This window comes from Bradyrhizobium sp. 1 (assembly GCF_023073315.1).
In the GTDB taxonomy this organism is placed as follows: domain Bacteria; phylum Pseudomonadota; class Alphaproteobacteria; order Rhizobiales; family Xanthobacteraceae; genus Bradyrhizobium.
On sequence record NZ_JADPJH010000033.1, the window covers coordinates 675,769 to 689,725 of the forward strand.

The 13,957-nt window shown below is 64.0% G+C and carries 16 protein-coding genes; 6 read left to right on the forward strand and 10 right to left on the reverse strand.

Going from position 1 to position 13,957, the window contains the following annotated elements:
* Positions 1-66: 66 nt before the first annotated feature.
* Entirely contained in the window at positions 67-489 is a 423-nt protein-coding gene (gene hisI / locus IVB29_RS28210; protein WP_247506663.1) for a phosphoribosyl-AMP cyclohydrolase, read from the reverse strand.
* A 27-nt stretch (positions 490-516) separates the two neighbouring features.
* Positions 517-1,206: a GTP cyclohydrolase I FolE gene (folE, locus tag IVB29_RS28215; protein WP_247506664.1), complete on the reverse strand. Its 690-nt coding sequence runs from the start codon at positions 1,204-1,206 to the stop codon at positions 517-519.
* Positions 1,207-1,447: 241 nt separating this feature from the next.
* Between folE and IVB29_RS28220 the strand changes: the two genes are divergently transcribed.
* Entirely contained in the window at positions 1,448-1,903 is a 456-nt protein-coding gene (locus IVB29_RS28220; RefSeq protein ID WP_247506665.1) for an iron-sulfur cluster assembly scaffold protein, read from the forward strand.
* 38 nt (positions 1,904-1,941) lie between these two features.
* On the opposite strand, the gene IVB29_RS28225 is transcribed toward IVB29_RS28220, so the two are convergent.
* Entirely contained in the window at positions 1,942-2,835 is an 894-nt protein-coding gene (locus IVB29_RS28225) for a hypothetical protein (protein WP_247506666.1), read from the reverse strand.
* Positions 2,836-3,063: 228 nt separating this feature from the next.
* On the opposite strand from IVB29_RS28225, the gene yidD reads away from it, so the two are divergent.
* Both yidD and IVB29_RS28235 read left to right on the forward strand, forming a co-directional pair.
* The gene (gene yidD, locus IVB29_RS28230; RefSeq protein WP_247507002.1) at positions 3,064-3,402 is read left to right on the forward strand and encodes a membrane protein insertion efficiency factor YidD; all 339 of its coding nucleotides are present in this window, start codon (positions 3,064-3,066) and stop codon (positions 3,400-3,402) included.
* 96 nt (positions 3,403-3,498) lie between these two features.
* The gene (locus IVB29_RS28235; protein ID WP_247506667.1) at positions 3,499-3,708 is read left to right on the forward strand and encodes a hypothetical protein; all 210 of its coding nucleotides are present in this window, start codon (positions 3,499-3,501) and stop codon (positions 3,706-3,708) included.
* Between the two features lie 8 nt (positions 3,709-3,716).
* On the opposite strand, the gene IVB29_RS28240 is transcribed toward IVB29_RS28235, so the two are convergent.
* Genes IVB29_RS28240 through IVB29_RS28250 form a run of 3 tightly spaced genes read right to left on the reverse strand, consistent with a single transcriptional unit; the run spans position 3,717 to position 6,560 of the window.
* Positions 3,717-4,673, reverse strand: a complete 957-nt coding sequence (locus tag IVB29_RS28240) for a PDR/VanB family oxidoreductase (RefSeq protein WP_247506668.1) — start codon at positions 4,671-4,673, stop codon at positions 3,717-3,719.
* On the reverse strand, positions 4,670-5,191 hold the full coding sequence (locus tag IVB29_RS28245; protein WP_247506669.1) for an MOSC domain-containing protein: 522 nt from the start codon (positions 5,189-5,191) through the stop codon (positions 4,670-4,672). Before IVB29_RS28245 ends, IVB29_RS28240 begins: the two co-directional genes overlap by 4 nt.
* Positions 5,192-5,246: 55 nt before the next feature.
* Complete coding sequence (locus tag IVB29_RS28250; RefSeq protein WP_247506670.1) at positions 5,247-6,560, reverse strand: MFS transporter; 1,314 nt, start codon at positions 6,558-6,560, stop codon at positions 5,247-5,249.
* 354 nt (positions 6,561-6,914) lie between these two features.
* On the opposite strand from IVB29_RS28250, the gene IVB29_RS38580 reads away from it, so the two are divergent.
* The gene (locus IVB29_RS38580; protein WP_247506671.1) at positions 6,915-7,472 is read left to right on the forward strand and encodes a cupin domain-containing protein; all 558 of its coding nucleotides are present in this window, start codon (positions 6,915-6,917) and stop codon (positions 7,470-7,472) included.
* 19 nt (positions 7,473-7,491) lie between these two features.
* On the opposite strand, the gene IVB29_RS28260 is transcribed toward IVB29_RS38580, so the two are convergent.
* Both IVB29_RS28260 and IVB29_RS28265 read right to left on the reverse strand, forming a co-directional pair.
* Positions 7,492-8,706: a hypothetical protein gene (locus tag IVB29_RS28260; RefSeq protein ID WP_247506672.1), complete on the reverse strand. Its 1,215-nt coding sequence runs from the start codon at positions 8,704-8,706 to the stop codon at positions 7,492-7,494.
* Between the two features lie 2 nt (positions 8,707-8,708).
* Complete coding sequence (locus tag IVB29_RS28265; RefSeq protein ID WP_247506673.1) at positions 8,709-10,076, reverse strand: APC family permease; 1,368 nt, start codon at positions 10,074-10,076, stop codon at positions 8,709-8,711.
* Positions 10,077-10,411: 335 nt separating this feature from the next.
* On the opposite strand from IVB29_RS28265, the gene IVB29_RS28270 reads away from it, so the two are divergent.
* Complete coding sequence (locus tag IVB29_RS28270; protein WP_247506674.1) at positions 10,412-11,722, forward strand: alpha/beta hydrolase; 1,311 nt, start codon at positions 10,412-10,414, stop codon at positions 11,720-11,722.
* Between the two features lie 162 nt (positions 11,723-11,884).
* Complete coding sequence (locus IVB29_RS28275) at positions 11,885-12,211, forward strand: GrlR family regulatory protein (RefSeq protein WP_247506675.1); 327 nt, start codon at positions 11,885-11,887, stop codon at positions 12,209-12,211.
* 17 nt (positions 12,212-12,228) lie between these two features.
* On the opposite strand, the gene IVB29_RS28280 is transcribed toward IVB29_RS28275, so the two are convergent.
* A complete protein-coding gene (locus IVB29_RS28280; protein WP_247506676.1) occupies positions 12,229-12,621 on the reverse strand; it encodes a hypothetical protein in 393 nt (130 codons plus the stop codon).
* Positions 12,622-12,712: 91 nt separating this feature from the next.
* Positions 12,713-13,888 carry an MFS transporter gene (locus tag IVB29_RS28285; RefSeq protein ID WP_247506677.1) on the reverse strand — a complete coding sequence of 392 codons (1,176 nt, stop codon included), beginning with the start codon at positions 13,886-13,888 and terminating at the stop codon, positions 12,713-12,715.
* Positions 13,889-13,957: the final 69 nt, after the last annotated feature.

Below are 13,957 nucleotides of genomic sequence, written 5' to 3' on the forward strand. Positions count from 1 at the left end.
AGACATCACGCGCGGCTCGAGGGATTCCGGGCTCGCACCTGCGGTTCGCCCCGGAATGACAGCTTGCTACTTTTTGTAAACCGCGCCCGGATCGAACAGCCGGTCCGCATCGACGAACACCAGCTTGGCTCCCCCGCCCTCAGCCTCGACCTTGCGGTAGAAGCACGACCGCCTACCCGTGTGACACGCCGCCCCAATCTGCTCGACGCGAATCCAGACCGCATCCTGGTCGCAATCGGTGCGGATCTCGACCACGCGCTGGGTCTGACCTGAGGTCTCACCTTTTCGCCACAAGGCATTGCGCGAGCGGCTGAAGTACCAGGCCTCGCCGGTCGCAATGGTCTTGCGCAGCGCCTCGTCGTTCATGTGCGCGACCATGAGCACGTCGCCCGTGACAACGTCCGTCGCGACGACCGTCACGAAGCCGCTCGCGTCGAACCGCGGCTGGAAGGAAAGCCCTTCCTCGATCTCATGGGAGTGAGCGGACACAATAACCTCGCCGGTTAATTCGCGAGGTCAGCGTGTGCCTCGCACCAGGGACAGGAAACGAGCCTGCTCCGCCGGATTGTCGCGGAACATGCCGGTGAAGCGGCTCGTGAAGGTGGAGGCGCCATGCTTGGCAACGCCGCGCACCGACATGCAGGTGTGCTCGGCCTCGATCAGCACTGCAACGCCGCGGGGCTTGAGGATCTCGTCGATGGCCGCCGCGATCTGCGCCGTCATGTGCTCCTGGGTCTGGAGCCTGCGGGCGAAGATGTCGGTCAGGCGCGCGAGCTTCGACAGGCCGACGACGCGTTCCACCGGCGTGTAGGCGATGTGCGCCTTGCCGTAGAACGGCATCATGTGATGCTCGCACTGCGAGGTGAATTCGATGTCGCGCACCAGGACGAAGTCGTCATAACCGGCGGTCTCGCCGAAGGTACGGTCGAGCACCTCGGCCGGGCACTGGTGGTAGCCTTGATAGAGCTCGTCGAAGGCCTCAACCACGCGGCGCGGCGTGTCGAGCAGGCCCTCGCGCTCGGTGTTCTCGCCGATATAGGCGAGTAGCGTCTTCACCGCAGCTTCCGCCTCGGCGCGCGCAGGGCGCGGCTGGTCGGCGCGAACGGCGGCCGCGAGAAATTCGGCAGGGTCGAGTTCGGCCGGGCGGCTCTCCGGCAGCTTGTCGGAGGGCTTGCCCGGGCGGATGGATTTGACTGCAGCGTCCATGTCTACTCCGTTCGACGGCCTTGCGGCCGGAGTGTCACCGGCAGACGGGGCGGCAAGCCGCCGGACGCCTGAAGAGAACAGTTTTGACGAAAAAGGTCCTTGGGTGAATACGCCGGCAGCGCAGATCTGGATCACCCCTGCCGCACCGCTGGACTGTTTTTCCGCCAGTTCCAATCCTATATAAGACCCTGGACGGCACCCGCCAAGGCCGATCCGGCCCGGAAGTGTTGGACTCCATCTCATGCTGAACGACATCTATAACAAGCGGATCATTGAACTGGCTGGGAATATTCCGCGCCTTGGACGGCTATCGGACGCCGATGCCACCGCCACCGCCCACTCCAAATTGTGCGGCTCGACCGTGAAGATCGACCTCAAGATGAGTGGCGACACCGTCACCGACTTCGCCCATGACGTGAAGGCCTGCGCGCTGGGCCAGGCCTCTTCATCCATCATGGCAAGTCACGTGGTCGGCTCGACTGCGAGCGAACTCCGTGAGTTACGCGAAACCGTTCGCAAGATGCTGAAGGAGAACGGCGCGCCTCCTCAAGGCAAATGGGAAGAGATCAAGTTCCTCGAGCCGGTCCGCGACTACAAGGCGCGGCACGCCTCGACGCTCCTGACCTTCGATGCCGTGGTCGATGCCATCGGCCAGATCGAAGCCAGGGCCAAGCAACCCGCAGCGGCTCAGAGCTAGTCCATCTGCGCTGAAGTCAGTCGGGGGCGCGCGAAAATCTACTTCTGCGAAGCCGCAATTTGCGCAGCCCCGGTCGGCACCGCAGCTTCCGCCGTCTTGGTCGACTTGGCCGGCTGCTCCTGTTCCGTGCCGAACCTGGCCTGGGTCTTCGGTGAAAGCTCCGCCATGGCCGGCGCGGAGATGTCCACATGCGGCAACACGTCGGCGACCAGATCGGTCGTCACGAGATTGGTGAGCTTCAGCTCGCTGGCGTCTAGCTCGTGCAGATCTTCCCAGGGCGGGACGCTGAGCGCGAGCGACAGAAGATCGCCGGCACCGCCCATGTCGAAGGTGTATTTGGCGAGCCGACCGATATCGCGCTCCACGATCATCAGGTCCTGTGCGCTGTAGCTCGCCGCCTTGGCATCGTCGGCGCGGTCGCCCATCCAGATCTGGTGGACGCGGACATGCGCGGCGTCCGGCACGTAACGCTTCTTGCCGGCCAGCAGCAGGAACACGCACATGGATTCGCAATAGGCCTCGGACGCAACCGCCGGACGAGCCGACTGCCCGCCGCGGTTCTGGAGGCTGATGCCGACCGTGGTCAGAAGCCCGAGATTGCGGAAGCGCCGGCCAAGCGAGATCGCGTCGTTGACGGAACCGCCGCTGGAATCGAGCACCACGGTGGCGCCGCCGAGCTGGCGTCCCTGGGCAAAATCCTCAAAATCCTTGGGCGTATCGGAGGTGATGATGCCGACCGCGCTGACCCAGCCGCGGCAGTTCGGCTCACAGGCGACCCAGTTGAACTTCATCGGCAGCTTACGCTCTTCGAGCGCGGCCCCGGCCCTGGCCGAGGACCCTAGCGTCGCGACGGCACCAGCCAACACGACCCCACAAGCAGCGGTTCCCACCAGCAACCAGCCGCGAAGTTTAAGCGACTTCAGAAGTTTCAAACTGGTCCCTTCCCCAAGCCCTAAAGCAAACCAGGCAAGCCCCGTCCCGCGTCCGATGAGTCTACACATGGACGTCACAAAAATGGTATCCGGGGGAATACAGATCGTCCATAGGTACTTGCTGCACTGCTCCTAAAAAGCACGCAAAATATGGCGCGCAAACAACAGCTTGCTGTTCCCTGCGCCGGAACCGCGCAACACCTCGCCCACGATCGCGGCACAACGCACATGAAGCATTCAGCCTGCGAGCACTGTTCCACTCCCGTCGAGGGCGCGCTGCGGCTGCCGCGCAGATTCGGCCGTGCGCTGATCTGGCTCTACCGCCACACCCTATCGCCGCTCGTCGGCTACAACTGCCGGCACCTGCCGACCTGCTCTGTCTATGGCGACGAGGCCATCGAGCGGTTCGGGCTGTGGGCCGGCGGCTGGATCACGCTCGCACGTCTGTTGCGCTGCAACCCCTTCGGTACGTCAGGCATCGACAACGTCCCCCTCGCCGCGCCGCCAGGTGCGTGCTGGTACCTGCCTTGGCGTTACGCCCGCTGGCGCGGCGTCAACGCGCCCTAGCTGTGTATGCTGCGGTGCTTTGCGCATCGCTGCCCTGAACGGAACCAGAATTTTCGCCTCGCGTTGTTTTGATGCCCCGGCGGGGAGAGAACAACAATGCGCTGGAAAATCAGCCCTCATTTTCACTTCAGGGTCGGCCCGAATCTCAACTCCAAAGGGCATCACGACCCCAGAACCCTCGACATGCTGGCCATGATCGCCCTGCTGGTACTGGTTGTCGGCTGCGGCTGGTATCTGGCAACGAGTCTTGCGACGCCGCCCAGCACGACGGCGTTCATCGTCCCGAGCCAGAGCGTGCACTGGTAGGCCACGCGCTAAAGATCGAGTACAAGCCGCTCGGCATCGGATCCGGCGACACACACCATCAGATAGCGCTCGCGCTCATACGGCGACAGGATGCGGTCGCGGTGCACCGGCTTGCCCTCGATCCATCCGACCTTGCAGGCGCCGCAGATGCCGCCGCAGCAGGAGGTCGCGATGTCGATGCCTTTTTCCTGCAACGCGGCCAGCATGGTCTGGCCGGCACGAACCTGGATCTCAGTCCCCGTGCGCGCCAGTGACAGCGTGAACGGTTTGGCGTCGGGATCGATGATCGGCGGCGGCGCGACGAAGCGCTCGATATGGACATTGGCCGCCGGCCAGGCTGCGGTCACCCGCTCGAAATCGTCGGTCATGCCTTCCGGTCCGCAGCACGCGACCAGCGTGTCCGCTCCGCCCTCCCCGATCAGCGCCGCAAGATCGGGACGCCCGGTCCGGGACGTCCGATGCAGCACGATCCGCCCCCCCTCGATCAGTGAGCCGAGATGCGCCGCAAGCGGCACCTCCTCGCGCACGATCAGATGCAGCGTGAAGTCGACCTGCTCTGTCCGTTCGAGATGCCGCGCCATCGACAAGAACGGCGTCACGCCGATGCCGCCAGCGACGAACACATAGCGCCCGATGCGCGCACCGGGATCGAGCCCGCCACGCGGCAGCGAGACGCCAATGACGTCGCCGAGCCTGATACCATCGTGAAGCGCACGCGAGCCGCCGCGCCCGTCCGCCTCGCGCTTGACCGCAATGACGTAACGCGCATTGTCCGCGGGCTCGTTGCATAGCGAGTAGGTGCGCACGAGTCCGTTCGGCAGATGCAGGTCGATATGCGCGCCGGGCTTGAACGGCGGCAATTCCCAACGGTCGGGATCAACCAGAACGAACAGCTTGATCCCGTCGCCGGCCTCCTCGATGCCGGCGACAACCGTCTTGACCGTCGTGATCGGGCGCGCCGTCATGCCGCGTTCCGTACGGTGTCGCCAACCTTGACGATACCGCCTTGCAGGATCTTGCAGTTGAGGCCGGAGCGATTGATCAGGGGATCGAAGATCGCCTTGCCGGTGATCTCCTCGATGTGCCGGCAGGGAATCGACAATCGCGTGGCTTCCAGCAGCGTACCCCCCAGCCAGAATTTGCGGCCGACGAGATGGGTCAACGGCACGCCCTCGACCGTCACGTTACGCCGGTGCTCTTCGGGACCAAGCTCGATGCCGGCGTCGCGCTTGAGCGCAACCAGCGTCTCGAGCTCGAACAGGGTGACCTGGCGGCCCTCCTCGGGCTTGTGCGAGTAAAAGCCCTCTTCATTGCCTATCATGTAGCGGTCGCCTTCGATCCCTCTTCCAGCGATAAGGGTGATCGTTTCCGCTGCGCGCATCGGCAGGAACGCACGTGGGGTGAGATGGAGGAAGCGCACCACGCCGGTCCAGCCGAGCTGCGCTGCATTCTGAGCCGAGCCGGCGCTGATGGTATCGAGCATGACAAAATCCTTATGAGAAGCGATGGCGCGCCGCCAAGAGCGGCGCGCCGCGGGATCAGGTCAGTTCCTTGTTCGCCATCTCCGGCGCGAAACTGGTCGCGGTCGCGGTGACGGCGGCGCAGGCGATCAGCAGCAGCGAGACCGGCCAGGTGGCACCACCGCTCCACGCCATCAGAGCCGCCGCGATCAACGGCGTCAACCCGCCGCTGATGGCCGCACCGACCTGAAAGCCGAGCGAGGCGCCGCTATAGCGCAGCCGCGCGGAAAACAGCTCGGAGTACCAGGGCGCGCCGATGCCGAACATCACCATTTGCCCGAAGGTGATCGCGACCACGATGGTGCAGATGACGATGGTGGGATCACGGGTATTGAGCAGCCAGAACAGCGGAAACGCAAACAGCGCCGAGAACAGACAGCTCGCGTAGAACATCTTTTTGCGGCCGACGATGTCGGACAGCCAGCCGAACAAGGGAATGGCGAGCAGCGCGACCAGCGATGCGGCGAAGGCGCCGTTCAGCACCACGCCGCGCGACAGCCCCAGATTGGTCGTGGCGTAGGACATCACGAACACGCCGCCGATGCTGGCATAGGCGATTTCCGAGATCTTCAGCCCGACGGCGGTGAAGAACGGCCGGCGATGGTGCCTGAAGATTTCGACCAGCGGCATCTTGGCGATGTCCTTCTTGGCCTGGACGTGACGGAAGGCTGCGGTCTCCTCCATATTGAGGCGGATGTAGAGGCCGACGCCAACCAACAGGATCGAGAGCAGGAACGGAATGCGCCAGCCGTAGGTCATGAAGTCGCTCTCCGGCAGGCTCGCCACCAGCGCGAACATGCCGATCGCGGCGAGATTGCCGATGGGGTTGCCGACCTGGACAATGCTGCCGAGCAGGCCGCGGCGATGCGTCGGGCAGTTCTCGACCACCATCAGCACGGCCCCGCCCCATTCGCCGCCGAGGCCGATGCCCTGGAGGAAGCGCAAGCCGATCAGGAGCAGCGGCGCAGCGATGCCGATCTGCTGGTAGGTCGGCAGCAGGCCGATCAGGAAAGTGCCGATGCCCATCACCATGATCGTGATCGCGAGCATCGCCTTGCGCCCGACCCGGTCGCCGTAATGACCGAAGATAGCAGCGCCCAGCGGCCGCGCCAGAAATCCGACGGCATAGGTGCCGAAGGCGGCGATGGTGGCGAGCGTGGGGTTGCCGGCGGCAAAGAAGACCTTGTTGAACACGAGCGCGGTCGCCGTGCCGTAGATGAGGAAGTCGTACCATTCGACCGCGGTGCCGATCACGCTCGACCACACGATCCGTCGCAAGCTCGCCGCCTCGTCCGGCGCTACGTTCAGGGTTACGTCGTCTGCTACGGTCATCGATCTCTCCAGAAAGCACCGGCACCACGGGAAGCAGTTGGTTTGTCCGCGGAGCCCATCGGCAGCCGGGAACGGTAAAAATCGACCATGTTTACTGTTGGAAATCAACGCCACGGAACGCGGCAAATGCCGCCGATCGCGGCAGAGCGCTTCATCTGCACTATTTTTCGGCTATTTTCCGCGATATACCAGCGCACATGCTCACAATATCCGCGGCGATGCTTGAAATTTCTGCGTGCTAGTTTTCCTCTAGAATACAGCAACGGGCTCCCGAAATGAGCAGGCGCGCCGCCGGGCTGGCAGTCGGGCGGCATCTGTTGCAAAAGAGGCAGCAGCAGTTCGGGAGATTCATGCGTGCTTGACGTCAGCAAAGCGACAGCGGTCGGAGCCAACATCCGCCAGACGCGGATTGCCAAGGGCCTGACGCTGGACCAGCTTGCGAGACAGAGCGATCTCACGCGCGGCTACATTTCGCTGGTCGAGCGCAACCTGAAGATTCCCTCGCTGGCGGCGCTGCTGCGGATGGCCGCCGCGCTCGAGGTCAATGTCGCCAACTTCTTCGACCCGAACGCCGAGCCCGCGCCGCGCTACACGCTGTTCCGCCGCGAGGGCGGCAATGTCCCGCTGTTCCAGGACAATTTTGGCGTGGTGCCGCTCGCAACCGGCCGCACCCGCAAGATGATGGAGCCGTTTCTGCTGAGCCCGCCGCACAAATCGGCTACGCGTGCTTCGCATGCAGGCGAGGAGCTGCTGTTCGTGATCAACGGCAAGATCGCAATCAAGCTCGACGGCGAAGAGTTGACGCTCGGCAAGGGCGACTGCCTGTATTTCTCAGGCGAGACGCCGCACGAAGTCAGGAGCCTCGGCCGGCAGAAGGCGGAAGTGCTAGTCGTCGTGGCCCAGAGCTCGTGACGCCGGCCTCAATAAGTAATTAGCGGAACCAGTAGAAGCGCCCGGGCGGCGGCGGGACCGGCTCGGGCGGCCGTAGCCGCTTTGGACGCACCGGTTTGGGCGGCGGCTCGGCGGATGACGTGGTCTCCGCAGCCGGCGCGGTCTCGGTCCCCGGCACCTTCACGGACAGCAGCAAGTTCGACTCGTGCATGCGCCAGCGGTAGCCGACGCCGAAATCGATCGGCTGGGCGCGCGTGAACAGTTCGGCGTAGCGCTCCTGGTAGCGGCCGGGGAATTCACCGATCGGCCCGAGATAGCGGCCGAACGGGAAGAACCGCCACTGCCGCGCATTGTAATTGGCAAGTGGAATTCCGGAATCGTCCTGGATAACGGTCGCGCTGTTGGCCAGCAGCCAGTCGCGGACGACCGCGAAGTCACCCTTGTGCAGCAGATAGGATGCGCTCTTGAGCAGGCTGTTGCCGGGCCCGAGCGTCTCGCAGAATCTCAGGAATCCCGTGTTGCGCGCGCCGGCATTGGAAAGGTCGGTCGAGAAATAATACAGCGTGCGCGCCTCGCCGTCGGGGCCTGCAAAGGTGATGCGGACGCCGTGCGTGGCGTTCGGCCCCGGATTGTCGTTGCCGGTGTGCATCCCGCCCTTGGCATCGAGCGCGATCATCTCGACATTGCGGATGGTCTTGCCGGAGCGCGCGAGGAAAACGTAGAGGATCGGCAAGGTGCCGTTGACCTGGTTGGTGTGCAGGTCGACCTTCATCTGCTTGGTGATGAAGAAGGAAAAGCTCAGGATCGAGCCGAGCGAGCGTTCGACATTATAGAGCGTAGCGCCGACCGAACCGCGCGGCAGCCGCGTCAGGTCGGGCACGGCGCCGACCGGCTCCAGCGCGCCTAATACGTAGGTGCTGGCCTTGGAGTAGAAGGCGTTGGCGTAGAGAAAATCCGGGCCGCTGAACATGTAGAACATGGTCGGCCTGGGCGCGGCCAGGTTGACGTCGGACCAGGTCCGAATCCTGGAGAGCTGCCGCTGCTCTAGCTGGGCAAAAGCGCCGTCGAAGAATTTTGCGTGATGCTGCCAGCTGGGCTCCCTGGTCAACGGCACCAGCGGCGAGTCCGCCGAGGGCTGCATGCCCGCGAGGAAACGTGCGGTATCGTCGAAGGTGACGTCGGCGGCACGTACGGACGAGACGGCGGCAGCCAGCAGGGCAAGTGCGACGGCCGCAATTCTTAAGGCTCCAAACATGTCTATTCGCGATGTGATGAATTGCCAGCGGCGACCGGCCGCCTGCGGAAAACAGCATAAATCAACAGACCCGAGAGCATGACGAGCATCCCCGAGAGCGAATGCATCAGCCGCTCGGTCAAAAGGTAGTACATCATGAACCCGGTCACGAGCAGGAAAACGAGCGGCGTGAACGGGTATCCCCAGGCACGATAGGGCCTGGGCAGATCGGGATCGGTGATGCGCAGCTTGATGACGCCGGCGACCGTGAAGAACGAGCAGAACAACAGCGCGAACTGGATGAAGTCGAGCACCGCCTCGAAGCTACGCGTGAACAGCAGCAGATTGGCGACCGCGAGCTGAAACAGGATGGCATAGGCCGGCGCGCCGCTCACCGACCGCTTCGAGAACACCCGCAGGGCCGGAATGTCCTCCCCCATCGTCATCATCACGCGTGGGCCGATCCACATCATCGCGCTGATCGACGAGATCAGGCCGAAACAGATCATGGCGCCGACAATCCTGCCGCCGAAGTCGCCGAAAATAGCGCGGCCGGCGACGCTGGCGACGTCGAGCTGGCCGGCGAGTGCACCGACGGGCGTGGAGTAGAGAAACACCGCGTTCAGCGCGACGTAGAGCACGAGCACGATCAGCGTGCCCGCGAGCAGCGCACGCGGCAGATCCCGCTGCGGCATGTTCATCTCGCCGATGATGTAGGTCGCTGCATTCCAGCCCGAGAACGAGTACATCACGAACACGAGGCCGATCGCGAACGGCGCGCTGACGATATGCGCGAGGTCGCCCGGCTGCGGCGTGAAGGCGATCGGCTGCGGCACGCCGATGATGAAGCCGGCGACCAGGAAGGCGACGATCAGCACGACCTTCAAAATGGTCGAGATGAGCTGGAAGGTCGAGGAGTGCCTGACGCCGGTCAGTTGCACGATCGAGACCAGCCACACCACGCCGATGGCGAGCGGGATCGGCGGCAGACCTGTTACGACCGACTTGGCGTATTCGCCGAAGGCCATCGCGGCGAGCGCCACGGGTGCTGCAAATCCCACCGTCGCCGAGACCCAGCCGGCGAGAAAGCCGAAGGCGGGATGATAGGCGCGACCGAGGAAATTGTATTCGCCGCTGGAGCGCGGAAACATCGCCCCTAGCTCGCTGTACGAGAACACCCCGCACAGCGCGACAATGCCGCCGACGGTCCACAGCAACAGGATCGAGAAGCCCGAGGGGATGTCCTTGACCTGAAAGCCAAGGCTGGTGAAGACGCCGACCCCGACCATGTCGGCAACAACGATGGCGGTTGCGACCAGAACGGAGACCCCGGAGCCACCTCCGGTCAGCCGCCCGGTCCAGGGCGCAGGTCCCGCATCTGATGCCGTCATCGGGGTCCTTAAACCTCAGGCGTCTCGCCTCGTGAGGAGCATCGTGCAGCTTCGTCCAGTCAATTCAAGCAGGGTTAACAAGGGTTAAATGAGGCAGGAGAAATAGGTAATTTAACACCACCTATGCACGGTCGCGAGCAATAAACTTGCGCAAACACCGGAGAATCCCGTTTCCGTCCCCCACAATCAGGACACGATTGCATGGTCCTTTTGAGCGTTCCGGATGTGGGGAAGTTTCTCCGGACACTTAACGTCACCTAAACGCCAGTCGGCTCAATTGCCTAGAGATTGCCGATGGACGTGTGACTTGGGTCGTGACTTGGGGTCATGGGTGGATGGTCGGGGCCGTTCCGAAACTGAGAGCTGACACTCGTGCCGATCGGACGCCGTCCGATGCACGCGGTCGTGCGCTCCGGATCGGCCTGATCTCAGCCTTGGTGCCGCTGTCGCTGACGCTGGTTCAATGCGGCAAGGCGCCGAACCCGGCGGCACTCGCAGCGAACTCGCAGGCCAACGTCCAGGTGGTCGCCAAAACCAATCCTCAACAAGTCGCAAGCGGCGACACGTTCGAGGATCGCTTCCCTGCCCCGCAGTTCAAGGAGCGTTTCCCGTCCGCCAGCGAGAGTTTTCTGCAACGGCAGACGTCGGACTTCTCGCCCAAGCGCGCCGTGCAGCAGCAGCCGGAGCAGGCGCCGTACAAGGTGGCCTCGCTCACACCGCAGGTCCCCTATCAGCGTCCGGCACGTGACGACCTGACGACGCTGGTCAGCATGAAATCGTCGGCCTTCCCCTATTTCGGCAACAACCCCGCTTCCGACGCGCCCTTCCTCAACATCTCCAAGGGCGACCGTCGCGGCCATCGCAGCTATTCGGGGCGCGTCTACTGGCAGGACGAGACCTACAGCGACAGCCGCGTGCTGGTTCACGTCCCCGAACATTTCGACGTGCGCAAGCCGGGCGTGATCGTGCTGTTCTTCCACGGCAATGGCGCGACCCTGGAGCGCGACGTGCGCGACCGGCAGCTGGTGCCGCAGCAGGTCACCGATTCCGGCGCCAATGCCATCCTGCTCGCACCGCAGATGGCGATCGATGCCGCCGATTCCAGCGCCGGAAAGTTCTGGCAGGCCGGCGGCCTCAAGCGCTTCATGGAGGAGTCCGCGAGCCATCTCGCCCGGCTCACCGGCGATCCCAACAGCGCCCGTGCCTTCGCCAACATGCCGATCGTGATCGTCGGCTACAGCGGCGGCTTCCTGCCGACCGCCTGGAGCCTCGAGGTCGGCGGCATCAGCGACCGCGTCCGCGGAGTCGTGCTGCTCGATGCCGTCTATGGCGAAATGGACAAGTTCGCCTCCTGGATCGAGAGCCACCGCTCCGGCTTTTTCGTCAGCTCCTACACCCACTACACGGCGCGGCGTGACCGCGAGCTGATGAGCATGCTCAGGCAGAAAGGCATCAGCGTCTCCGAGGACATGGACGGCCCCTTGCGTCCCGGCAGTGTGGTGTTCGTCGAGACCGGCGACGGCATCACCCATCGCGACTACGTCAACCGCGCGTGGACGCAATATCCGCTGAAGGACGTGCTGGTGAAGATGTCGGCAACGCCCGCACTGGCGCTGACGCGCGTGGCCGCCGCCTCGAGCCGCTAATTGCGCGAGCCGACATTTGGCCGCACTGCCCCCAATTGTCTCAGGCTTTGATCAAATTGTGATGTTGATGGCCGACTTCCCCGGGACCATCCGGATTGCTTCCGCTGGCAATGATCATAATTTGCCGGCCAAGTTGTAAATGGAATTCCGCGGGGACAGCGAGTGCGTCAGGGACTGTACAAGGTCGACTTCCACACGGTTCATGGAACCGGCTCCGGCGTCGTCTATGTGACCGACGGAAAGATGCGCGGCGGCAATTCCGCCTTCGCCTTCATCGGCACCTACACCGGCGAAGGCGACATCATCAAGGTCAAGATCTCGACCCAGCGCTACAATGACGATCCGTCTTTCAAGCCGCTGTTCGGGAACGACAGGATCACGCTGACGCTCGCCGGCCGTGAGGATGGCGACACGGCGGAATTCGAAGGCAATGCCCTGCAAGTGCCGGGCGTTGCCTTTAGGGCCGTGCTGAGCCGGATCAGCGATTAGCCGTCTGGCTCTCTGCTTCAGGTTTTGGGCAGCTTCGGAATGCTCTCGGCAAAACCGTTGTAGCAGGCAAGGCGCTCGTCCTCTTCCTTGAAGAAACGGCAATCGGCGTAGCCCTTGGCCTTGGCCGGCTTCGGCTTCGGCGTCGGCGGCATAATGGCGTCGTAGCAGTTGAGCCGGTCCTTGGTGCCGTCGTCGAGGTCAAGGCAGGCCTGGAGCCGCGCCGCGATCGATTGTGGCTTGCCCTTCGGCGCTGCGGCCGGCTTGGCCGCGGCCTCTTTGGTCCCCGTCTTGGTCCCCTTGGGCTTGACCTGCACCAGCGGCTTGTCCCCGACCATCGGTGGTGGCTTGTCGGCTTGTGCAAACGCGGAGGCTGAATAGAGCACCGCGGCAACCGCCAGAATCATCCTCATTTCAGTCAACTCTCTTTGGTCCCCATGCCTCGCCTTCTAGCGCTCTGACGCGCGGTTTGCCAAGCGCCTTGCGCACAGGAAAACGCGGGATTCAGGCCGTGGCGGCCGCAGTCGGCCGAGGCCGGGTCGAAATTACCAGGACCAGCGCCGCCACCACGAAGCCGACGGCGACGAAGCCGAGCGGATGCAACAACTCGCGGGCGAACAGCAATCCGCCGATGGCGGAGCCGACCGCCTGGCCGACATAGAGGACGGAGGTGTTGAGCGCGACAGTCGCCGACGCCAACTGCGGCGCGGCCGCAACCAGCCGCACCTGCTGCATCGAATTGGTCGAGGCAAAGCCGAGGCCCCAGACCGCGACCGCACCCGCCATCAATACGAGGGTGCCGGCACCAAGCGCCCAGCCCGTGATCCCCGCCAGCAACAGGCAGGTGAACAGCAGCGAGGTTCGGTAAGGCCCCCAGGTGTCGACGATGCGGGTCGCGATGACGACCCCGAGGAAGCCGCAGACACCATAGACGCCGAACACCATGCCGATCGCATCGGGGCCGGCATCGGTGAGCTTCTTGAGCAGCGGGCCCATGAAGGTGAACACCACGAACTGTCCGGACATTTGCAGCATCGTGATCGCAAGCAGCAGCAGGATTGTCCGGCTGCGCCCGACCGCGCTCCAGGTCTTCAAATCCACCGGCGTGCCCTTCAGGCCCGCCGGCAGGCGCAGCAACAACAATAGGAAGCTGATGCAGCCGAGCGCGCCGATCCCGCCATGGGCCGCGCGCCAACCATAGCGGCTGGCGATGAAGGTGATCAGCGGCAGGCCGACGGCGGCAGCCAGCGACCAGCCGAGAAAGATATAGGCAATCGTGCTGCCGCGCCGTTCCGCCGGCACGATCAACGCCGCCGTGCCCGCCGCCTGCGGCGTGTAGAGCGCGCCGACCGCGAGCATCACCAAGCGGATGACGAGCAGGCTCGTGTAGTCGGGCGCGAAGGCCGAGGCGAGATTGCCCAAAGCGAGCACCGCAAGCGTCGTCGTCAGCAGCGTCCGCCGCTCGATCCGGCTGGTGAGCCAGGCCGTCAGCGGCGAGCCGACGCATAGCGTGACTGCGCCGAAGGTGATCAGCAGCGCGGCCGCATGGATGCTGATGCCGAGCCCGGTCGACAATTCCGGCAACATGCCCGCCGGCGCCAGCACCGAGCAGCCGGTGACGAGATTGCCAAGCATCAGGGCGGTTGGCGTGAAACGGCCGGCGGCGGGCGGATTTTCCATGCAAATGCATGTAGAGCAGCCGCGCAGCCAGTTAAAGGGCGCGGTGCGAAATAGTTGGAGCACCGCCCC

Bases quoted from the DNA above. Each gene is read 5' to 3' on its own strand.
- IVB29_RS28245 (WP_247506669.1), bottom strand. From the start codon at position 5,191: ATGCTCGATACCATCAGCGCCGGCTCGGCTCAGAATGCAGCGCAGCTC.
- IVB29_RS28260 (WP_247506672.1), bottom strand. From the start codon at position 8,706: ATGTTTGGAGCCTTAAGAATTGCGGCCGTCGCACTTGCCCTGCTGGCT.
- folE (WP_247506664.1), bottom strand. From the start codon at position 1,206: ATGGACGCTGCAGTCAAATCCATCCGCCCGGGCAAGCCCTCCGACAAG.
- IVB29_RS28235 (WP_247506667.1), top strand. From the start codon at position 3,499: ATGCGCTGGAAAATCAGCCCTCATTTTCACTTCAGGGTCGGCCCGAAT.
- IVB29_RS28265 (WP_247506673.1), bottom strand. From the start codon at position 10,076: ATGACGGCATCAGATGCGGGACCTGCGCCCTGGACCGGGCGGCTGACC.
- IVB29_RS28285 (WP_247506677.1), bottom strand. From the start codon at position 13,888: ATGGAAAATCCGCCCGCCGCCGGCCGTTTCACGCCAACCGCCCTGATG.
- IVB29_RS28270 (WP_247506674.1), top strand. From the start codon at position 10,412: ATGGTCGGGGCCGTTCCGAAACTGAGAGCTGACACTCGTGCCGATCGG.
- IVB29_RS28280 (WP_247506676.1), bottom strand. From the start codon at position 12,621: ATGAGGATGATTCTGGCGGTTGCCGCGGTGCTCTATTCAGCCTCCGCG.
- IVB29_RS28240 (WP_247506668.1), bottom strand. From the start codon at position 4,673: ATGACGGCGCGCCCGATCACGACGGTCAAGACGGTTGTCGCCGGCATC.
- yidD (WP_247507002.1), top strand. From the start codon at position 3,064: ATGAAGCATTCAGCCTGCGAGCACTGTTCCACTCCCGTCGAGGGCGCG.
- IVB29_RS28220 (WP_247506665.1), top strand. From the start codon at position 1,448: ATGCTGAACGACATCTATAACAAGCGGATCATTGAACTGGCTGGGAAT.
- IVB29_RS28250 (WP_247506670.1), bottom strand. From the start codon at position 6,560: ATGACCGTAGCAGACGACGTAACCCTGAACGTAGCGCCGGACGAGGCG.